This is a genomic window from Uliginosibacterium sp. 31-16 (assembly GCF_030730865.1).
Lineage (GTDB): Bacteria > Pseudomonadota > Gammaproteobacteria > Burkholderiales > Rhodocyclaceae > Uliginosibacterium.
Genome location: NZ_JAVALZ010000001.1, coordinates 622072 through 643512 on the forward strand (window position 1 = coordinate 622072; position 21441 = coordinate 643512).

The window sequence follows — 21441 nt, forward strand, 5'->3', positions numbered from 1 at the left end:
AGCAAAGACTACAAGCTCAAGGACGGAGGAAACTTATTCAGTGACAGATCACCATACTCTCCTGTCGAATCGCGAAAAGAGAATCCGGATCTTTCGTCCTTCTGAATAAGAAACTGCCCATACCCCAATGCAATGATCGGCACATTCATGGCCTCAGCAAAGTAAACGCTGAAAGGACAAACCATGGTTGGCTCAAACTTCACATCATGCTGCCAAGGCGTGGTTGTAAAGTCATCGCCACCTATAAACCCCCCCGGCTTTACTTTTCCCCATACCTTGATCAGATCAATCGTAATCCCGCGGAGAGTGTGGTCGCCATCGATATATGCAAAATCAAGAGACTTATCCGGTATCTTATCAATGACTTCTTTGGTGCGACCTCTCAAAATCCTTCGTTTATGGGCCGCGAACGCGGTCTTCACATCCATCTCACGATAGATGTCATCAAAGACCTCCGGCCCTACATTGAAAGGTTTGTTCCAATCAGGCAAGTTTGCCCAAGGATCAATCATGTAGTAGATCTCGAGATCAGAGGCCGTCTTCAGTACATCTGCTGCGAAATCGCCTTTCCAGACTCCAATTTCGGCCATCACCCTTGTGCGCTGAATGTGAAGGAATCTATTCCACAACTCGCTCCGCGAGGCGGATTCGCACAAAAATCCAACCACGTCGACACCATCAATCTTCATTCGCTACACCGTCAAATTTAACAACAGGCTCTTCTGACATCAGATCAACACATCCAAATGATTTGATCGCCTTTACCGGATTAACCCTGAACATGATGGCGTCAACAATGCGATGAGCACAGCTAGGCTCGCGGCTCGACCAGACACCGCTTCCAGCAAAATAGGCGCCGGGCAACAAGTCCATCCGGAATGAAAAACTTGTCTTAAACTCCTGGCCTTCAAGCACATTTTCCAAATAGCTCCCTTCTTCAGGGAAGCGCTGCCCGGTAATAACGATGCCTGAAATTGACTTTATGTGAATTCCAAAATAAACGCCTGGAAAGTCCCTAAAAAACCGACCAGACACGACAAATCTGTAGTCTTCACCAGACTGCAGCACGTTAACAATCAACCCGTCTGCATTGATTATCTGGATAGAATCGATGATCGCGCCCTGCGTTGGATAAACAGTGGTTGTCTCAGGGACAAGGCCAGGGTCAAAAGCCTCGTCAGAGACCCCATGCGGCGCGAGCAAAGGTTCGGCCTGACACGAACTGGCGTCAGGGCCCTCAATCACCTCCTCCACTGCACTCGGCTCATCCCGCAGGTTGTGATCGGCCAGATCTTCAGCGAGAAGATCCCGGACCAAGCGCTCCTGCGTATCTGCAGAAGCATAGAGCAGCTTTTGATACGCACGTATTGCGTCAGGGGCCGGTCCAAACATGAGCCGCCTCCCATGATCAAGCAACAGTGTCTTTTCACACAGTTCAACAATACTCCCGGACGAGTGCGACACGAAAAGGATCGCAGCCCCCTCGCTCTTCAGCTCCTCGAGCCTGGCAAAACATTTCCTCTGGAACTTCTCGTCACCAACGGCCAGAGCCTCGTCAACAACAAAAATTTCAGGATCTACCATCGCTTGAACGGCAAAGGCCAATCGAACATACATCCCGCTGGAGTATGTTTTAACCGGCCTTTCAATAAACTCGCCGATATCTGCAAACCCGGCGATGCTGTCAAAGCGTTCGTCGATTTCCGCTCGGCTCAATCCAAGAATCGCACCGTTAAGATATACATTTTCGCACCCGGTAAATTCTGGATTGAATCCCGAGCCCAGCTCCAGCAAGGCAGCAATACGTCCGTTTGTCTGGATACTCCCGTGTGTCGAATTGAGCGTTCCGCAAATCATCTGCAGCAGCGTGGATTTTCCGCTGCCGTTTCGGCCGACAATCCCTACGGTTTCACCCTTTTTGACTTCAAATGAAACATCCCTCAAAGCCCAGAATTCACGGCAATACTGTCTGGGCTGAAGACCGAGGCCTTTTTGCAGCCGTGGCATGACGAACTGTTTGAGTCGATCTCTCGGTTGCGCGTAGATCTGGTAGCACTTGCTGAGATTTTCGACCTTGATTGCAGTATCAGATGACATCCGCAAAACCCTTCCTTGTCTTCTGAAACCAGGCAAAGCCAAGCCATGCGGTCAAACAGCCAACGCCCCAGATAATGCAAAGCATCATCACGTCTGGCGCCTTCCCCCAGTACAGCACATCACGTGTCATCTCAATGACAGGGGTGAGCGGATTCAGGTAGAGCAGGTGACGATAGTTCTCAGGCAGCGCAGTAGCAGGATAGAAAATGGGGCTGAGGAACATGAGCACTGTCGTGACGATCCCAATGAATTGCGCGACGTCCCGCAGGAATACGCCCAGCGAGGCAAGCACCCAGCTCAAGCCGAGGATGAAGAACAGCAAAGGGGTGATCACCAGCGGCAGATAGAGCGCGGTAGCGTGCGGAATGCCGAACAAGGCCAGATACGCTGCAAACCACACGCCAAGACTGATAAGCCCATGAAACAGGGCGGATGCCGTGGCAACTCCGGGCAGGATCTCAAGCGGGAACACGACTTTCTTGACGTAATTCACATTGGCGAGAATCAAGCCTGGCGCGCGGTTGATGCACTCTGCAAAGAGATTGAACACCATCAGCCCCGCAAACAGCACCAGAGCGAATTCGGTTTTCGATTCGCTACCGGCGCTCCAGCGTGCTTTGAAAATTTCGCTGAACACGAATGTGTACACGGCGAGCATCAGCATCGGGTTGAAGAATGACCAGAGGACGCCCAGCATTGCGCCCTTGTAGCGCCCTAGCACTTCCCGGACAGCGAGCGCGCGAATCAGACTGCGATTGCGCCACATGCAGACAAACATCTCGCGCGGCGAGATTGAAAATTCCCTCAACAGCAAACCCTCCGCAATAGTCTAAAGACGCCCCAAGCTGGACCAAGGTGATACACGGGTAACGTAATCAGGAATTATCCGGGCTAAGGGCTGACGTCTCCTTGTGATGAGACAACCTGCCCGAAAGTACGGTACCCGCACAGGGGCGAATGCTTGTACCCGCATCAATCGGATCAGCATCGCTGCCATGATCGGCAGGATCATGGCTTGCACCGTCGGCGCAGCAGGTCAGGAGTTTTTTCCGCCCTTGCACGACACGAAAAAAAACCACAAAACCTCTGGAAACGTAAATTTTGGGCGCGCTGAATTATGCTCTGGCAGGTGGTGTTGGTCGAGAATTTTGTCGAAGCCTCTCTCGCCCGATAAGCCAGGAAAATGCTTCGCATAACAACAAGGGTGGCAGATGCTCGCTCTACACCCAGCAAGCCGAAGACCCTTTCTGGGCGGGCGTTTGCACGCAGGCGCTCCTGAGAGCCACAGCACTCAATGCTTCCCGGGCCGACTACCTGAAGAGCCTCTTCAGAAGCGCCTGTACGGACATGTACGCCCGCAAAAGAAAACGCCGGCAGAGCCGGCGCAACATCCATCCACTTTGACGTCTCGCGCGTTACTCGCGCTCTTCATCCGGCAAGGGCGTTTCCTGCCCTGGCACCACATATGCACCGGACGCCCATGCGCCGATATCGATCAGCTTGCAGCGCTCGGAGCAGAAAGGGCGAAAGCGACTCTCGGGGGTCCAGAGGACGGATTTGCCGCAATGCGGACAGGAAACGAGGCGTGGGGAGGGAGCTTTGGGCGTGGTCACGACAATCTCTTTCAGGGGTGCGGTGGATTCAGGCGCGGGGACTTTGTAGCCCTTTACCTCTGGCCTGACGCATGGCGTGTTCCGCCGCAAGGATAAGGGCTTCGGCATCATAGCCATTGACCGGAGTCATGGCGCTGCCCGCACAGATAGCGACCCGCGCCTTGACCTCTTCGAAACAGAATTCCAGGGCGGCTACCTGAGCCGACACCCGACGGGTCAGATGCGCCAGGTTTTCGACACTGGGCTGGGTCACCAGAATGGCGAACTCTTCGCCGCCCAGGCGAAACAGCAGTTCATTACGACGGATGACTCCGCTGATTTCGCTCGCCACACGGCGCAGCACTTCATCGCCAGAGTGATGACCAAATGCTTCGTTGATTTCCTTGAAACCATCGAGGTCAAACAGGAGCAACCCGAGGTGTTCATTGCGGCGCACGGACTCTGCCAGCTGGCGCCCGAGGTCTTCGTGGAAACGGCGGCGATTGTAGAGGTTGGTGAGCGGGTCACGCTCCGCCATTTCTGCCAGACGCTCTTGTGCCTGCAGGCTGGCGGTGATGTCTTCGTATATCCACACGCGACCAATAGCTCGCCCCCCGTCCGAGGCAGGCACTATCGACGACACTTCACGCACAACCCGGCCATCGCAACAGTGGATGTCGTACTGGGCGCCCTGGCTGCGGTTGGCGATGACGTGTTCGACGTGCTGGTGATAGGCATCTGCATCAATGCGCAGCGCTGCCGTCGCTGCGAGCAGGGCGCTGTCGCGCATGCCAACCACCGCCGCGCGCTCACCCAGTTGCCAGATGTCGGCGCAGCGCTGGTTGATGTAGACCACGCGACGGTCCCGGTCAACGAACAGGATGCCCACGCTCAGGATTTCCAGCAAGGCGCTCAGTCGCATCCTTTCGTCATTGCTGCGATCGAGATAGTGCTCCTTGAGTGCCTGCGCCCGACGCAAGGCGGCCACGGTTTCAAGCAGCTTGAGATCCGTATCCTTGCGCGCCTGGATGTCCTGCGCGGAAAACCGCAGCCCGCTGACCTTGCCGCTTGCATCCCTGAGCGGATAACAACGACAAATCACCCAGAACGTGCGGCCATCCTTGCGCTGCACACGCAGTTCAAGCCCTTCCAGGGCTTCGCCCTGCCGCACCCGCGCCATGCCTTCGCGCAAGGTTGGCCGGTCCTTTGCGTAGATCCACAGTTCGACCGGATCAACCGCCAGACGACTTTCCTCCCGTGAAAACCCGGTCAGTGTCGTTGCGGCCGGATTGATCCAGAGCAGTCGCCCAGTCAGGTCCAGCACCAATTCCAGACCGGGCATGTCTTCTGCCAGCGGCGCGTAGAAATCCAGTTCGTGCTGCAAGGCCGCGATTTTCTCGTCGCGCAGGGTCAGCAGCCGGATCGTGGCGTCGCGGCCACGATCAAACAGCTTCCATCCCAGACTGGGGAGGTTCGGAATACTGCCGTCAATCACCGACTTTTCAAGTGACGAAATCATCCGGCGAGCATTGTTGGTAGCGACTTCGCGTGAGGCCAGAAGGCCACCGACAACAAACAGAAACACGACCACCGCGATCCCGGCACTCACCAGCACAGGCTCCCAACCCATATGCCCATGAAGGACATCGAGAACCAGATCGATCGACCCCGCCGTCAGGCCTGCAACGAGTGCATAGAGCCTGACCATCAGCATCCAGCGGCTAAAGCCCAGCTCTTCGGGGAACAGCCGTCTGCGCAGGCGCTCGCTCAGCACGTCGCGTTCCGTCAGTTGTTTTGCAGGGGCTTGATGAAAATCTTCGACCGGCGCTGGAAGTTGTAGAGATCGCGCTTGCGCTCAGGCAACTCCTCCGGCCCCATTTCGCGGAAACCACGCTCGCGGAACCAGTGCTCGGTACGCGTCGTGAGTACGAACAACTCCTTGAAGCCGGCTTGCCGGGCGCGATCAGAGATGTGCTGCATCAGGCGCTCACCCAGCCCGGCGCGGCGGAATTCCGGAGTCACTGCAAGACAGGCCATCTCCGCCATGCCATCTTCGGCAAACGGATACAGCGCAGCGCAACCCACCACCACGCCATCATGCTCGGCCAGGGTAAAACGGTCGATCTCCATTTCGATCAGCTCGCGGCCACGCCGCACCAGGGTGCCATCCGACTCCAGCGGCCCCAGCAACTGCAGCAGGGTCGCCACGTCGTCAATGGACGCCTGACGCAAACGATACAAGGGCTCCCGGCTGACCATGGTGCCAACCCCCTGACGGGTGAAGAATTCCAGCAGCAGGCCACCGTCCTTGTCGCGGTCGATCAGGTGGGCACGCGCCACCCCCTTGCGCACGGCTTTGATGGCACGCGGCAGGAACAGGTGCAGATCTTCGGTCAGTCCGACTCCGGCATTGAGCTTGCGCTCGGCCTCATCGGCGGTGATGGCTTCGATCAGGCGCCCTTCTTCGTCGAGCAGGCCCGGCGCATCGCACAGGTAAATCAGCTTCTCGGCCTGCAGTGCAGTGGCCACCGCCTCGGCAACCTCTTCCATGACCAGATTGAAAATCTCGCCCGACGGTGACACGCCAAGATTGGAGATAAGCACCACGTTCTGCTGATCCAGATCGGCCTTGATTTCCTCGGCGATCACCTTGCGCACCGTGCCGGTGTACTGGAAGTCGATGCCATCAACCACACCGATCGGCCGCGCCGTGACGAAGTTGCCGCCCGTCACGCGCATGTAGGCACCCGCCATGGGCGTATTCGGCAGGCCTTGTGACAGAGCCGCTTCAAGATTGATGCGGGTCACCCCGACAGCCGCCTTGACACATTCCAGCGCAGCTTCATCGGTAATGCGCAAACCCTTGTGGTAGTGAGACTCCTGACCGCGCCTCGTCAGCTCGGCCTCGATCTGCGGCCGCGCACCATGCACCAGCACCAGGCGCACACCCAGTGCCGCCAGCAGGTTGCAGTCGTGACACAAGTCGTCCATCAACTCGCCGTGAGCCACCTCGCCGCCGAAGGCGAGCACGAAGGTCTTGCCGCGGAACGCGTGGAAATACGGGGCCGCACCGCGCACCCAGTCTACGAAGCGGATCGCCTCGTCATCGCCCATGCGCACGGCGGCCGACAGATTTGCGCTGAGTACCCGGCTGTCCTGATTCATGCTGTCTTTCGTTGTCATCTCTAGTAATCGCCCCACAGGGCCATCATAGCGGCAATCGCCGCCAGACCCGCTGTTTCAGTACGCAAAATACGTGGTCCGAGCCGGACGGGAATGCAGCCTGCAGCCTGCGCGACGGCCAGCTCCTTGTTGCTCCAGCCGCCCTCCGGCCCGACCAGCAGACTCACCGGCCCCGTCGGCCGCGGCATGGCCGACAAAGCCGCGCCTTGCTCCGGCGCCAGAATCCAGCGCTCTCCATTTGCCGGCAGCGCCAGCCAGGCGGCCAGCTTCTGCAACTCGCCAACCTCACTCAGCTGACTGCGGCCGCTCTGCTCCGCAGCGGATACCGCAACTTGTCGCCAGTGCTCGATGCGCTTGCCGATACGATCCCCGGCCAGTTTGAGCACGCAGCGCTCGGCCTCGACGGGCTGCACCGCTGCGGCTCCCAGCTCAACAGCCTTCTGCACGATCCAGTCCATCTTGTCAGCCACAGCCAGGGCCTGCACCAGGGTGATCCGCAACGGCGCTTCGCGCTCCGTTGTCAATCGCTCACGCAGATGTACGCCGGGCTTGCCAGCGATCTCGATCAGTTCGCCCAGATACTCCGCGCCCGCACCATCAAATACCACCACCGCCTCGCCATAGCGCAGGCGCAGTACGCGCACGGCATGGTGCGCCACCTCGACAGGCAAAGGCAGGTCCTGGGCCAGACTCAGCGGCAGGGGGCAATAGAAGCGAGAGGGCATGGTGCTATGATCAGGGCGCGCGACGGAGGCCATTATATGGTGCACAGCCCTGTTGCCGACCCGGCTTTACGTCCTTCATCATCGAGTACCTGCCATGCCCCTGCTTGCCCGCGCTCGCGCCCTGGAATCCGTCGTTCGCGACGTTGCCCGCGAAGCCATCATGCCGTACTTCCTGCGCGCCGTTCGGGAGTACAAGGCTGACGGCAGCTCGCTGACCGATGCCGACCAGGCCTCACAGCAAGCGCTCGTAGCTCGCCTGCCGGAAGTGCTGTCGGCCCCGGTGATCGGTGAGGAGATGACGCCCGAGCAGCAGATGGAGTGCTGGAACGCCGGTCAGGAAGGCGTGTGGTGCATCGACCCCATCGACGGCACGACCAATTTTTCCAATGGCGTGCCGCTGTTCGCCGTTTCCGTGGCGTTCCTTGTGGGCGGCGAAACCCAGTTCGGCGTGGTGTACAACCCCACGACCGACGAATCCTTCTACGCCGCACGCGGCGCCGGTGCCTGGCTCAACGGTCAGCGCCTGCCCCTGCGCTCATCCGCCACCCGTCTGGCCTATTCTGTCGCCGGCATCGACTTCAAACGCATCCCGAACAAGCTTGCGGCCAATCTGGTGATGACGCCGCCGTACTACTCGCAGCGCAATTTCGGTTCTTCCGCGCTGGAGTGGTGCTTCGTCGCCGCCGGCCGGCTCGACGTGTATCTGCATGGCGGTCAGGCCTTGTGGGATTACGCCGCCGGGCGCCTGATCCTGGAAGAGGCAGGCGGCGTGTATGGCGTACTGGATGGCGGCCCGCTGGAAGCGGCCCCGCTGCCCAAGCGCGCGGTGGTCATCGCCTCCAACCCGGCACTGTACGGCGAGTGGCTGGGCTGGCTGCAGGCGCATCGCTGATGAGCGCCCGTCACCCCATCATCGCCGTCACCGGCTCCTCGGGCGCCGGCACCTCGACCATTTCCCGAACCTTCGGCCACATCTTCCGCCGCGAAGGCATCCGTGCGGCCCGCGTCGAAGGCGACGCCTTTCACCGCTACACCCGTGCCGAGATGCGCCAGCTGATTGCCGAAGCCGAGCAGCACGGCCGGCGTGGCCCCAGCCACTTCGGCCCGGACGCCAACCTGTTCGCCGATCTTGAGGCCTTGTTTGCCGAATATGGCGCACAAGGCAGCGGTCGCACCCGCCACTACCTGCATGAAGACGACGAAGCCGCCCTGCATGGTCGCGAGCCCGGCAGCTTTTCGGACTGGCAGGCGCTGCCGGCCGATACGGAACTCCTGTTCTATGAAGGCCTGCATGGCGGCGTGGTGACCAACGAGGTGGATCTGGCCAGCCATGTCGATCTGCTCATCGGCGTGGTGCCGACCATCAATCTGGAGTGGATCCAGAAAGTCATGCGCGACACCCAGGAACGCGGCTACTCGGTCGAATCGGTGCAGGACACGATCCTGCGGCGCATGGACGACTACGTGCACACCATCGTGCCGCAGTTTTCGCGCACCCATATCAATTTCCAGCGCGTACCCATCGTCGACACCTCGAACCCTTTTGTCGCCAAGGACATCCCGCTGCCCAATGAAACGCTGGTCGTCATCAGCTTCCGCAACCCGGCCGGCGTGGACTTTCCCAGCCTGCTGGCGATGCTGCAAGGCTCCTGGATGACCCGGCCGAACACACTGGTTGTACCGGGCAGCGAACTGGAACTGTCGCTGCAGATCATCCTCATTCCACGCATCAAGGCACTGCTGGCGCGCCGCGCAGCCGTCGAATAAGCCTGCCTGAAGAGCCGCGCCCCGCCTTGCTCTCCCGCTACCATTCCCGCACAACTAGGCTGCATGCGGCTTTGCGACGCACCCTTGCACAGGCTTGTCGCATGCAATTCCCGAACTCGGGCAACTGCCTCACCCGTCACCATCGCCCGGGTGAGGCACGAAACCTCGCCAGGCCCGGTAAACCCTGAATCTTGCGCTTCATCAAGGGGCTGTCATCCGGCTATCTGTATGGTGCGATCCGGGCCAACTTCGCCCGGCCGCGGGTTCCCCGCTGGCACGGCAGTTCGCATTTGACAGATAATCGCGGGTTCCCGACTTCATCCCGTGGCTCGCCCCCCGACAGAAACAATGAATACCAGCGCTCCTCGCATCGAATTCTCTCCCATCACCGGCGCCATCCGTGCCCTCGCCATGGATGCCGTCCAGCAAGCCAACTCCGGCCACCCCGGCATGCCCATGGGCATGGCCGAAATCGCCGAAGTGGTGTGGCGCAAGAACCTGAGCCACAACCCGGCCAACCCGGCTTGGGCCAACCGCGACCGCTTCGTGCTGTCCAACGGCCACGGCTCGATGCTGCACTACGCGCTGCTGCATCTGACCGGCTACGACCTGCCGATCGACGAGCTGAAGAAATTCCGCCAGCTCGGCTCGAAAACGCCGGGCCATCCGGAAGTGCACTACACACCGGGTATCGAAACCACCACCGGCCCGCTGGGTCAGGGCATTGCCAATGCCGTGGGTTTCGCGCTGGCCGAGAAGATGCTCGCCGCCCAGTTCAACCGCCCGGGCCATGAAATCGTTGATCACCGCTCGTGGGTTTTCCTCGGTGACGGCTGCCTGATGGAAGGCATCAGCCACGAAGTTGCCTCGCTGGCCGGCCTGTGGAAGCTGGGCAAGCTGACCGCTTACTACGACGATAACGGCATCTCGATTGACGGCGAAGTTGCCGGCTGGTTCGCCGACGATACGAAAAAACGCTTCGAAGCCTACGGCTGGCAAGTGATCGGCCCGATCAATGGCCATGACACCGCTGCGCTGGAAGCCGCCACGGCAGAAGCCCGCGCCGACAGCGAGCGCCCGGCCCTGATCATCTGCCGCACCACGATCGGCGCCGGTTCGCCGAACAAGGCTGGCACCGCCGACTCCCACGGTGCCCCGCTGGGCGCCGCTGAGATTGCAGAAGTTCGCAAAGCCATTGGCTGGGAACATGCTCCGTTTGAAATTCCGGCCGACATTTACGCCGCCTGGGATGCCAAGGTCGCTGGTGCAGCTCGCGAAGCTGCCTGGAACGACAAGTTTGCCGCCTACGCCAAGGCCTTCCCCGAGCTAGCAGCCGAGTTTACGCGCCGCCTCAAGGGCGAATTGCCCGCAGGTTTCGCCAAGGCCGCCGAAGATTTCGTCGCCAAGGTGCAGGCCAAGGCGGAGACCATCGCCACCCGCAAGGCTTCGCAGAACGCCATCGAAGCGCTGGCGCCGGCCCTGCCCGAGCTACTCGGCAGCTCCGCCGATCTGGCCGGCTCGAACCTGACCCACTGGTCCGGCTCGAAGGACTTCATGCCGGGCGTCGCCGACGCCAACTACATCAACTACGGCGTACGCGAGTTCGCCGAAGTGGCGATTGCCAACGGCATGGCCCTGCATGGCGGCTACATTCCCTACACCGCGACCTTCCTGGTGTTCTCGGACTATTGCCGCAGCGCAATCCGCATGGCCGCGCTGATGCACATCCGTCAGGTGATGGTATTCACGCACGATTCCATCGGCGTGGGTGAAGACGGCCCGACCCACCAGCCGATCGAGCACACCGCCTCGCTGCGTCTGATTCCCAACCTGAATGTCTGGCGGCCTTGCGACACAACCGAAGCGGCGGTCGCCTGGGTTGACGGCATCGAACGCGCCGACGGCCCGACCGTGCTGGCCCTGACCCGTCAGAATTTGCCCTTCAGCGCCCGTTCGGCTCAGCAAATTGCCGATATCCGCAAGGGTGGCTATATCCTGAGTGATGCCGAGGGCGCCAAAGCGGTGCTGATCGCCACCGGCTCGGAAGTCGGCGTGGCGCTGGCGGCACAGAAATTGCTCGCAGAGTCCGGTTTGCCGGTTCGTGTCGTGTCCATGCCTTGCACCCGCCTGTTTGACTTGCAGGATGCGGCCTACAAGGCCGGGGTGCTGGGCAAGGGCCTGCCGCGTGTCGCCATCGAGGCAGGCGTGTCGGATGGCTGGTACAAGTACGTGGGGCTGGAGGGTGCAGTCATCGGTCTGGACCGCTTCGGCGAGTCCGGCCCCGGCGGCACGCTGTTCAAGCATTTCGGCTTTACGCCCGAGCGGGTTGTCGAAGCCGTCACAAAGCTGGTTTAGACTGCTTGTTTTCGCACGCCCGGTTCTCCCCCGGCCGGGCACCGCTTGCGCACAAAGCCATACCGAGCGCAGCGCGCGATGATGTTGGATTGTTCAATAACGTTTTTTGGTAATCAGGAGTAAAAGAAGATGACAATCAAAGTCGGTATCAATGGTTTCGGTCGTATCGGCCGCATGGTTTTCCGCGCTGCCGTGCAGAATTTCAAGGACATCGAGATCGTTGCCATCAACGACCTGCTCGAGCCTGACTACCTCGCCTACATGCTCAAGCACGACTCCGTGCATGGCCACTTCAAGGGTGAAGTGTCGGTCGAAGGCAACACCCTGATCGTCAACGGCAAGAAGATCCGCCTGACGGCTGAACGCGATCCGGCCAACCTGAAGTGGAACGAAGTCGGCGCTGATATCGTCGTCGAATCCACCGGCCTGTTCCTCGAGAAGACCGGCCAGTGGGGTGCCGACAAGCACCTCGTCGCTGGCGCCAAGAAGGTCGTGATGTCGGCCCCGTCCAAGGACGACACCCCGATGTTCGTGTACGGCGTGAACCACAAGTCCTACGCTGGCGAAACCATCATCTCGAATGCGTCCTGCACCACCAACTGCCTGGCCCCGATCGCCAAGGTGCTGAACGACAACTTCGGCATCAAGCGCGGCCTGATGACCACGGTGCACGCTGCCACCGCCACCCAGAAGACCGTTGACGGCCCGTCCAACAAGGATTGGCGCGGTGGTCGCGGCATCCTGGAAAACATCATCCCGTCCAGCACTGGCGCTGCCAAGGCAGTCGGCAAGGTGATCCCGGAACTGAACAAGAAGCTGACCGGCATGTCTTTCCGCGTGCCGACCTCCGACGTTTCCGTGGTCGACCTGACCGTGGAACTGAACAAGGAAGCCAGCTACGAGCAGATCTGCGCCGCCATGAAGGCCGCCTCTGAAGGCGACATGAAGGGCGTGCTGGGCTACACCACCGAGAAGGTCGTGTCGACCGACTTCCGTGGCGAATCCCGCACTTCCGTGTTCGACGCCGACGCCGGCATCGCGCTGGACTCGACCTTCGTCAAGATCGTGTCCTGGTACGACAACGAGTGGGGCTACTCCAACAAGGTGCTGGAGATGGTCCAGGTCGTCGCCAAGTAAGTGAAAGATCCGGGCCGCAGCGCAGCGCGTTGCGGCTCGTTTTTTCATTCCCCAGTTGCCGCCATTACAGGGCTCTTCCATGCAATTCCGCAAACTCGCTGATCTCGATCTGGCCGGCAAGCGCGTATTCATTCGCGCCGACCTGAACGTGCCGCAGGATGATGTCGGGACAATCACGGACGACACCCGCATCCGCGCGTCCCTGCCCTGCATCCGGATGGCTCTGGACAAGGGCGCTGCCGTGATGGTGACTTCGCATCTGGGCCGACCGACCGAGGGCGAATCCCGCCCTGAGGACTCGCTGGCCCCGGTCGCGGCACGTCTCGCCGAACTGCTCGGCAAGCCCGTGCGTCTGGCGCAGGACTGGGTTGAAGGCCGTTTCAGGATATCGCCTGGCGATATCGTCGTGCTGGAAAACTGTCGCCTCAACAAGGGCGAAAAGAAAAACAGTACAGAGCTGGCCAGCAAGATGGCTGCCCTGTGCGATATCTACGTCAACGATGCTTTCGCCACGGCACACCGCGCTGAAGCCACCACCCATGCGCTGGCTCTCGCCGCGCCGGTAGCTTGCGCAGGGCCACTGCTGGCGGCTGAACTGGAAGCGCTGGGGCGTGCCCTCGTTGCTCCCGAAAAGCCACTGATCGCCATCGTTGGCGGATCAAAGGTGTCGACCAAGCTGAGCATTCTCGACAGTCTTGCCGACAAGGTTGACCAGCTCATCGTGGGTGGCGGCATCGCCAATACCTTCCTGCTGGCAGCGGGGTTCAATGTCGGGAAATCGCTGGTTGAAACAGATCTGCTGCCCGAAGCCCGCCGCATCATCGCCAAGATGAGCGCACGCGGAGCGTCGGTGCCGATTCCGACAGACGTTGTGGTGGCACGGGAGTTCTCGGCCCAGGCCGAAGCCATCGTGAAGCCCGCCTCTGCGGTGGCGGATGACGAGATGATCCTCGACATTGGCCCACAGACCTCGGCGCATCTGGCCGACATGCTCAAGGCGGCCCGCACCATCGTGTGGAACGGCCCGCTGGGCGTGTTTGAATTCGACGCCTTTGCCAAGGGCACCCAGATGGTCGCCGAAGCCATTGCCGCCTCTTCTGCCATGTCTCTGGCCGGCGGCGGCGACACCATTGCCGCGATTGCAAAATTCGGTATTGGTGAGCACATCAGTTACATCTCCACCGCTGGTGGAGCCTTTCTCGAATTCCTCGAAGGCAAGCCTTTGCCTGCCGTCGAGGCACTGGCCCAACGTGCCAGCAACTAAGACCGGATCCGTTTTTCTCTCATGACCAAATCTGCTGCACCGGCCACCAAGGCCCCCAAGAAAACCTCCCCGACTGTTCGCAGCACCAAGGCTGCTGCCATCGAATCCTCCTCCATGCCCAATACATCCTATAAAGGAATCAGCATGCAACGTCACACCAAGATTGTCGCCACCCTCGGCCCGTCCTCCAATGATGCAGAAGTTCTGGAGCGCATGATCCGCGCCGGCGTCGATGTCGTACGCCTGAACTTCTCCCACGGCAAGGCTGAAGACCATGCCAACCGCGCCAACCTGGTGCGCGAAGCTGCCAAGCGCGTTGGCAAGCCGGTCGCCATCCTCGCCGACCTGCAAGGCCCGAAGATCCGCGTCGGCAAGTTTGCCAACGGCAAGACCTTCCTCGAAAAAGGTCAGGGCTTCATTCTCGACGCCGAATGCGAGATGGGTAACGACGAACGCGTCGGCCTGGACTACAAGGAACTGCCGAATGACGTGAAGCCGGGCACCATCCTGCTGCTGAACGACGGCGCCATCGTGCTGGACGTCGAAAAGGTCGTTGGCGCAGAAATCCACACCCGCGTGCGTCACGGCGGCGAACTGTCCAACAACAAGGGCATCAACCAGAAGGGTGGCGGCCTGACCGCTCCGGCCCTGACCGCCAAGGACATGGAAGACCTGAAGACCGCAGCCTCGATCGGTATCGAGTACATCGCCGTCTCCTTCCCGAAGAACGCAGCCGACATGTACATGGCCCGCACTCTGCTGCGCGCCGCAGGCTCCAATGCCCTGACCATCGCCAAGATCGAACGTACCGAAGCTGTCGAACCGCAGACCCTGCGCGAAATCCTCGAAGCCTCTGACGGCCTGATGGTTGCCCGTGGTGACCTGGCGGTTGAAGTGGGCGAAGCCGCTGTGCCGGCCCTGCAGAAGAAGATGATCAAGCTGGCCCGCGAGATGAACAAGCTGGCCATCACCGCGACCCAGATGATGGAGTCGATGATCTCCAGCCCGGTACCGACCCGTGCCGAAGTATCCGACGTGGCCAACGCCGTGCTGGATGGCACCGATGCCGTCATGCTGTCGGCTGAAACCGCAGCCGGCAAGTACCCGGTGGAAGTGGTCGAAACCATGGCCCGCGTCTGCGAAGAAGCCGAAAAGTCCTACGTTGTGACGCTGGATCAGGACTTCCTGAACCGCACTTTCACGCGCATCGACCAGTCCATCGCCATGGCAGCGCTGTTCTCGGCGCACCACCTTGGCGCCAAGGCCATCGTGGCACTGACCGAGTCCGGCTCGACCGCCCTGTGGATGAGCCGTCTGCACTCGCCGACCCCGATCTACGCGCTCACCTCGCAGCCGGAAACCATCGGCAAGACGGCGCTGTACCGTGGCGTGTTCCCGATCGCCATGCCCCGCATCACCGACAGCAGCGAACACCTGCTGCACGAAGCCGAGCTGGCGCTGATCAAGCACAAGCTGGTGCAGCCGGGCGACGTCGTGGTGGTCACTGTGGGCGAACCGCTCGGCCAGTCCGGCGGCACCAACAGCCTGAAGATCGTCAAGATCGGCGGCTGAGCGCCTGACTGCAGCGCGACGATTCCGGCGCCTGCCGCCAATCGTCGCCATACAGCCTGAGAACGGCCTGTCGCACCTGCGACAGGCCGTTTTTCTTGCGCCTTGTGACACTTGTGCACATGCAGCAGCCCACTGCACAGGGTAGAATCGCGCCCGGAATGACGAAACCGCAACGCGGCTGCGTCGAAAATCACCCCAATTTCCGAAGGAATCCCATCATGGCTCTCGTTTCCATGCGCCAGCTCCTCGACCACGCCGCCGAGTTCAGCTACGGTCTGCCCGCGTTCAATGTCAATAACCTTGAGCAGGTCCAGGCCATCATGGAAGCCGCCAACGAGCTGGACAGCCCGGTGATCATGCAGGCCTCGGCCGGCGCCCGCAAATACGCCGGAGAAGCCTTCCTGCGCCACCTGATCGACGCTGCCGTGGAAGCCTACCCGCACATCCCGGTGGTAATGCACCAGGATCACGGCCAGAGCCCGGCGGTGTGCATGGCAGCGATCCGCTCCGGCTTCAGCTCGGTGATGATGGATGGCTCGCTGATGGAAGACGGCAAGACCCCCTCCAGCTACGACTACAACGTGGCGGTGAGCCGCGAAGTGGTGAAGTTCTCGCACGCCATCGGCGTGACCGTTGAAGCCGAACTGGGCTGTCTCGGTTCGCTCGAATCCGGCATGGCCGGCGAGGAAGATGGCCATGGCGCCGAAGGCAAACTCGATCACAGCTCGCTGTTGACCGACCCGGAACAGGCTGCCGACTTCGTCAAGCAGACCCAGTGCGACGCGCTGGCGATCGCCATCGGCACCAGCCATGGCGCTTACAAGTTCACCCGCAAGCCCACTGGCGACATCCTGGCGATTTCGCGCATCAAGGAAATCCACGCCCGCCTGCCCAACACCCACCTGGTGATGCATGGCTCATCTTCGGTGCCGCAGGAGCTGCTGGCGATCATCCGCGAATTTGGCGGTGACATGAAGGAAACCTACGGCGTGCCGGTCGAAGAAATCGTCGAAGGCATCAAGTACGGCGTGCGCAAGGTCAATATCGACACCGACATCCGCTTGGCGATGACCGCGGCGGTGCGCAAGTTCATGTTCGAGAATCCTTCCAAGTTCGACCCGCGCGACTTCCTCAAGCCCGCCCGCGCCGCCGCCCAGGCCATCGTCAAGGCCCGCATGGAAGCCTTCGGTTGCGCCGGTCAGGCCAGCAAGATCAAGGCCCTGTCGCTGGACAAGATCGCCGCCAAGTACAAAACCGGTGAATTCGCACAACAGGTGAAGTAAACCCGACACGGCTGAAGAGCCGCGTGTGGCAAAGGTTTCAAGGCCTCCCCCTCGGGAGGCCTTTTCGCATGGGGCTCTGCAACATACCTGCCTGAAGAAGGCCGCCACTTGCCCGTGTGCGGGCATGCCCCTTGCAAGAATCGGAGATCATCTTTTCGCAAACAGCCCTCCGCCATGAGCATTCTCATCCTCCTCGCCCACCCCAAACCGGGCAGCTTCAATCACGCCATTGCGTGCGCGATTCGCGACAGCCTGCAGGCCGCAGGCAAGGACGTCATCCTGCACGACCTGCAGGCCGAGGGCTTCGATCCGGTCTATACGGCCGAGGAAATGCCACGCGACGCCAGCGTCCCCGCCGCGATCACACAAGCCACTCACGAGGTCATTGAAGCGGAGGGCCTCATCTTCATCCACCCGAACTGGTGGAGCGGGCCGCCCGCCATCCTCAAGGGCTGGCTGGATCGCGTGTTGCGGCCCGGCGTGTGCTACCGCTTCCAGACCGGCGCCGACGGCAAGGGCTACGTACACGGCCTGATCACCGCCCAGGCCGGACTCGTCATCACCACCGCCAACACCCCGGACGAAGTGGATCGCGCGGTATACGGCGATCCGCTCGAAAACTTCTGGCAGAAATGCGTCTTCGGCTTCTTCGGTATCACCCGCTTCAAACGACTGAGTTTCAGCCCGGTGATCGTCAGTTCGCCGGAGCAACGCTCCGACTGGCTGCTGCAGGCGCAGGCCACGGCCCGGGAAATGTTTCTGTAGCCAGATCTGCTCCTTGGGGAAAGTCGGCTCGCGCATCCCGGCCCCGGTGCTAAGCTCGGCCTCACCGATCTGACAAAGGGAGTTCGTCATGCTGCACGGCAGGAATGCGCTGGTCACCGGAGCCACCAGCGGCATCGGGTTGGCCATTGCAGATACTCTTGCCCGCAGCGGCGCAAACGTCATGATCAACGGGCTCGGCGACCCCGTAGCCAATCGGGCCCTGTGCCACGAACTGGCCAATCGTCATGGCGTGCGCATCGGTCTGAATGCCGCCGACCTGCGCGACCCGGCGCAGATCGAGACCCTGTTCGCCCAGGCACACGCCGAACTCGGCGACATAGACATCCTGGTCAACAACGCAGGCATCCAGCATGTTTCGCCGGTCGAGGATTTTCCGGTCGAGAAATGGAACGACATCCTCGCGCTGAACCTCACCGCCGCCTTCCACACCACACGGCTGGCCGTACCACAGATGAAGGCGCGCGGCTGGGGCCGCATCGTGAATATCGGCTCGGCCCACGCGCTGATCGCATCGCCATTCAAGAGCGCTTATGTCGCTGCCAAGCACGGCCTGAATGGCTTCACAAAAAGCGTGGCGCTGGAGCTGGCTCAGCATGGCGTCACGGCCAATACCGTGTGCCCCGGCTACGTACTGACCCCGCTGGTCGAAAAGCAGATTCCGGACACCATGAAGGCACGCGGCCTGACAGAGGAACAGGTGATCCACGACGTGCTGCTGGCGGCCCAGCCGACCCGGAAATTCGTCAGCGTGCAGGAAATCGCCGAGGCGGTGCTCTACCTGTGTTCGGAAGGTGCACGCTCCATCACCGGCACGAGCCTGTCGATCGATGGCGGGTGGACCACGCAATGAACTTTCTTCCATCGGGCGAATGGTCGCGCACTGCGTTTGTGCTGGGCATCCTGTTCGCTTTATCGGCAGGCGCACTCACGCTGAGCGGGGAGAAGTTTCCAGCGTTTTTCGCTGCGCTGGCGCTCCTGAATGTGCTCAGTAGCCGTTTCGCCAAAGAGCAGTTCAATCGCGGCTTTCTCATCCTTGAAGCCAGCTCAGCCATCATCCTGTGCATTGCGCTTGTTCTAGCATATCCCAGCAACTGACCCGGCCAGAATCTGCGCCCCGCCTGCGTCTCCCGCACCCCTGCCTGTAGAGCGGCTTCCAGCGCGGCTCTACAGGCATGCCCTAGCCCGCCCGGCTTTCCTCTACAATCACGCCTCCCCAACGCAACACAGGAATTCCCTCATGGCACGCATGGTCAAGTGCATCAAGCTCGGCACCGAAGCCGAAGGCCTCGACTTCCCGCCCATCCCCGGCGAGCTGGGCAAGAAGATCTGGGAGACCGTTTCCAAGGAAGCCTGGCAACAGTGGATCAAGCATCAGACCATGCTGATCAACGAGAACCGCCTGAACCTGATGGACCCGAAAGCCCGCAAATATCTGGCCGAGCAGATGGAGCGCCATTTCTTCGGCACCGGCGCCGACGCAGCCACGGGCTACGTTCCGCCCGCACAATAAATCCGGAGCCGGGAACCGGGACTGCACTGGGAGACCCCTCGGTGCCACGCCTGTTGTTCCCTGCCCCGAGTTCCCAGTACCCCGTTCCGGAGTTTTACCCATGAGCCAAGCCCTCTACGAATCTTCCATCACCAGCCTGCCGCTGCTCGGCCGTGGCAAGGTGCGCGACATCTATGCCGTGGGCGAAGACAAGCTGCTGATCGTCACCACGGATCGCCTGTCCGCCTTTGATGTCATCCTGCCGGACCCGATTCCGCTCAAGGGCATCGTGCTGACGCAGACCGCGCTGTTCTGGTTCGACAAGCTCGCCCACATCCTGCCGGGCCAGCTCACCGGCATTGCCCCGGAAGACGTGGTAGCCCCGAACGAGCGCGATCAGGTGCGTGGCCGTGCGCTGGTCGTAAAGCGTCTGAAGCCGCTGCCGATCGAGGCGGTGGTGCGCGGCTACATCATTGGCTCGGGCTGGAAGGATTACCAGAAGACCGGCCAGGTGTGCGGACATGTCCTGCCGGTCGGCCTGCAGCAGGCCGCCAAGCTTGAAAAGCCACTGTTCACCCCGTCAACCAAGGCCGAGATGGGCCAGCACGACGAGAACATCGACTATGCCAAGTGCGTCGAGCTGATGGGCGAAGAACTCTCCGCCAAGACCCGCGATGCAGCCATCCAGCTGTATTCGGAAGCGCGTGACTTCGCGGCCGCGCGCGGCATCATCATCGCCGACACCAAATTCGAATTCGGTCTGGACGCCGCCGGTACCCTGCACCTGATCGACGAAGCGCTGACACCGGACTCCTCGCGTTTCTGGCCTGCCGACAGCTATGCGGAAGGCATCTCGCCGCCGTCCTTCGACAAGCAGTTCGTACGCGATTATCTGGAGACGCTGGACTGGAACAAGACCGCTCCGGGTCCGCGCCTGCCGGCCGACGTGCTGGAACGAACCAGCGCCAAGTACGTGGAAGCCTATGAACGCCTGACAGGCAAGAAGCTGGCGTACTGAGACTCTGCTTCGCGGATCGACCAAGGGCTGCTTATGCAGCCCTTTTTTGTTTTACTCAGGCTCTTCAGGGCACACCCTCCGTGCCGTGCAAACCGCTAAACTGCGGACTCCTCGTCCTGCAGAGGCCTGCCATGTTGCGCATCATCTCCCTGCTGTTCGTGATGGCCCTGAGCGCCTGTGCCACGCGCGAGAAACCAGACCCGGCGTATTACGAAATCGACGCAGGGCATTTGCCCAGACCGGATGTCACACTGAACATCCCCGGCCTCGGCCCCTGCACCGACAATCCGGACCGCAGCCTGCATCTGGACTCCAGTCAGCCGGTCAACGTGCTGGTGCATGGCTGCTTCGGCTCTTCCGGCAATTTCCGCGGGCTGGCCCAGGTGCTGGCCTTTCACGGTCAGCAGACCGCCTGTTTCACCTACGACGACCGCGCCGGCCTGACCCACAGTGCCACCGAATTGCGTCACGCCCTGAATCTGCTCGCCGAGCAGACCCGCGCCCCGCAGATCACCCTGATCGGGCACAGCCAGGGGGCGCTGATTTCACGCAAATCACTGGCGGATCTGCCACTGGCGCCACCGCGCCCTGAAACGGATCTGCGCCTGGTCACGGTCTCCGGACCGTTCGACGGCATCGCTGCAGCGAAAACATGTGGCCGCGACTGGCTGAACATCCTGAGTCTCGGGCTGCTGCCGGCGACCTGCCAGCTGGTGACTGGCTCGAAATGGAGCGACATCACCTTCTCCTCGCGCTTCATTCGTCAGCCCGGAACGCTGACCCCCGGGGTCAGCCGTTATCTGAAGATTGACACTGACGAACGCGGCAGTTGCCGACGCTTTGAGGGTTCGCGTTGCGTCGAGAGTGACGACATTTTCAGCGTGGCCGAGCAGCGCAATCAGCGCATCGAAGCGGATGCGCGCACGCAGCGCCTGGAGTTGCGCGCCGGGCATGTGGAAATCGTCGGCGACAAGCGGGTCGCACCGGTGAAGCTGATCGCTGCCCTGCAGGAGCAGGGCATCCTGAAACCAACCCCCTCGGCCCATGCCGCCGCCTTCCGGCAACTGCTGGCCAGGGTTTATCAGGATGATTCGTTCATGACCTGGAGCACGCCGGAGAGCCGCCCGCAGCCTTGACCTGCAGGCAGGCATCGCGCGCAGGCCCGTCGGGAGC

20 protein-coding genes are annotated in these 21441 nt (G+C 61.1%); 13 read left to right on the forward strand and 7 right to left on the reverse strand.

The annotated features are described in order from the left end of the window. Window positions 1-8 precede the first annotated feature (8 nt). From Q9Q94_RS02870 to Q9Q94_RS02900, 7 genes are all read right to left on the reverse strand, one after another. A complete protein-coding gene (locus Q9Q94_RS02870) occupies window positions 9-689 on the reverse strand; it encodes a class I SAM-dependent methyltransferase (protein ID WP_305978512.1) in 681 nt (226 codons plus the stop codon). Beyond that, window positions 679-2097: an ABC transporter ATP-binding protein gene (locus tag Q9Q94_RS02875; protein ID WP_305978513.1), complete on the reverse strand. Its 1419-nt coding sequence runs from the start codon at window positions 2095-2097 to the stop codon at window positions 679-681. The genes Q9Q94_RS02870 and Q9Q94_RS02875 overlap by 11 nt, the downstream gene beginning before the upstream one ends. Continuing rightward, the gene (locus tag Q9Q94_RS02880; protein ID WP_305979470.1) at window positions 2087-2875 is read right to left on the reverse strand and encodes an ABC transporter permease; all 789 of its coding nucleotides are present in this window, start codon (window positions 2873-2875) and stop codon (window positions 2087-2089) included. The genes Q9Q94_RS02875 and Q9Q94_RS02880 overlap by 11 nt, the downstream gene beginning before the upstream one ends. 637 nt (window positions 2876-3512) lie before the next feature. Continuing rightward, window positions 3513-3710: a DNA gyrase inhibitor YacG gene (locus Q9Q94_RS02885; protein WP_305978514.1), complete on the reverse strand. Its 198-nt coding sequence runs from the start codon at window positions 3708-3710 to the stop codon at window positions 3513-3515. A 28-nt stretch (window positions 3711-3738) separates the two neighbouring features. Next, the gene (locus Q9Q94_RS02890; RefSeq protein WP_305978515.1) at window positions 3739-5463 is read right to left on the reverse strand and encodes a diguanylate cyclase domain-containing protein; all 1725 of its coding nucleotides are present in this window, start codon (window positions 5461-5463) and stop codon (window positions 3739-3741) included. Window positions 5464-5474: 11 nt separating this feature from the next. Then, window positions 5475-6803 carry an amino-acid N-acetyltransferase gene (gene argA / locus Q9Q94_RS02895; RefSeq protein ID WP_305979471.1) on the reverse strand — a complete coding sequence of 443 codons (1329 nt, stop codon included), beginning with the start codon at window positions 6801-6803 and terminating at the stop codon, window positions 5475-5477. A gap of 71 nt (window positions 6804-6874) precedes the next feature. Continuing rightward, complete coding sequence (locus Q9Q94_RS02900) at window positions 6875-7597, reverse strand: 16S rRNA (uracil(1498)-N(3))-methyltransferase (RefSeq protein ID WP_305978516.1); 723 nt, start codon at window positions 7595-7597, stop codon at window positions 6875-6877. A 94-nt stretch (window positions 7598-7691) separates the two neighbouring features. Here Q9Q94_RS02900 and Q9Q94_RS02905 point away from each other — a divergent pair, with 94 nt between their 5' ends. From Q9Q94_RS02905 to Q9Q94_RS02965, 13 genes are all read left to right on the forward strand, one after another. Continuing rightward, window positions 7692-8489, forward strand: a complete 798-nt coding sequence (locus Q9Q94_RS02905) for an inositol monophosphatase (RefSeq protein WP_305978517.1) — start codon at window positions 7692-7694, stop codon at window positions 8487-8489. Further along, window positions 8489-9364 (forward strand): phosphoribulokinase, encoded by an 876-nt coding sequence (locus Q9Q94_RS02910; protein ID WP_305978518.1) that lies wholly within the window; start codon window positions 8489-8491, stop codon window positions 9362-9364. Before Q9Q94_RS02905 ends, Q9Q94_RS02910 begins: the two co-directional genes overlap by 1 nt. A gap of 348 nt (window positions 9365-9712) precedes the next feature. Beyond that, a complete protein-coding gene (gene tkt, locus Q9Q94_RS02915) occupies window positions 9713-11719 on the forward strand; it encodes a transketolase (protein ID WP_305978519.1) in 2007 nt (668 codons plus the stop codon). Between the two features lie 129 nt (window positions 11720-11848). Next, entirely contained in the window at window positions 11849-12856 is a 1008-nt protein-coding gene (gene gap / locus Q9Q94_RS02920) for a type I glyceraldehyde-3-phosphate dehydrogenase (RefSeq protein ID WP_305978520.1), read from the forward strand. Window positions 12857-12935: 79 nt separating this feature from the next. After that, complete coding sequence (locus Q9Q94_RS02925) at window positions 12936-14120, forward strand: phosphoglycerate kinase (RefSeq protein WP_305978521.1); 1185 nt, start codon at window positions 12936-12938, stop codon at window positions 14118-14120. Between the two features lie 144 nt (window positions 14121-14264). Further along, window positions 14265-15692 carry a pyruvate kinase gene (gene pyk, locus Q9Q94_RS02930; protein WP_305979472.1) on the forward strand — a complete coding sequence of 476 codons (1428 nt, stop codon included), beginning with the start codon at window positions 14265-14267 and terminating at the stop codon, window positions 15690-15692. A gap of 218 nt (window positions 15693-15910) precedes the next feature. Continuing rightward, window positions 15911-16975 carry a class II fructose-bisphosphate aldolase gene (fba, locus tag Q9Q94_RS02935; protein ID WP_305978522.1) on the forward strand — a complete coding sequence of 355 codons (1065 nt, stop codon included), beginning with the start codon at window positions 15911-15913 and terminating at the stop codon, window positions 16973-16975. Between the two features lie 174 nt (window positions 16976-17149). Continuing rightward, entirely contained in the window at window positions 17150-17740 is a 591-nt protein-coding gene (locus Q9Q94_RS02940; RefSeq protein WP_305978523.1) for an NAD(P)H-dependent oxidoreductase, read from the forward strand. 88 nt (window positions 17741-17828) lie between these two features. Continuing rightward, window positions 17829-18611: a 3-hydroxybutyrate dehydrogenase gene (locus tag Q9Q94_RS02945; protein WP_305978524.1), complete on the forward strand. Its 783-nt coding sequence runs from the start codon at window positions 17829-17831 to the stop codon at window positions 18609-18611. Next, window positions 18596-18856 carry a hypothetical protein gene (locus Q9Q94_RS02950; protein ID WP_305978525.1) on the forward strand — a complete coding sequence of 87 codons (261 nt, stop codon included), beginning with the start codon at window positions 18596-18598 and terminating at the stop codon, window positions 18854-18856. The genes Q9Q94_RS02945 and Q9Q94_RS02950 overlap by 16 nt, the downstream gene beginning before the upstream one ends. A gap of 142 nt (window positions 18857-18998) precedes the next feature. Continuing rightward, window positions 18999-19271 carry an oxidative damage protection protein gene (locus Q9Q94_RS02955; RefSeq protein WP_305978526.1) on the forward strand — a complete coding sequence of 91 codons (273 nt, stop codon included), beginning with the start codon at window positions 18999-19001 and terminating at the stop codon, window positions 19269-19271. Between the two features lie 100 nt (window positions 19272-19371). Continuing rightward, on the forward strand, window positions 19372-20268 hold the full coding sequence (locus Q9Q94_RS02960) for a phosphoribosylaminoimidazolesuccinocarboxamide synthase (RefSeq protein ID WP_305978527.1): 897 nt from the start codon (window positions 19372-19374) through the stop codon (window positions 20266-20268). 131 nt (window positions 20269-20399) lie between these two features. After that, complete coding sequence (locus Q9Q94_RS02965) at window positions 20400-21404, forward strand: triacylglycerol lipase (protein ID WP_305978528.1); 1005 nt, start codon at window positions 20400-20402, stop codon at window positions 21402-21404. Window positions 21405-21441 lie beyond the last annotated feature (37 nt).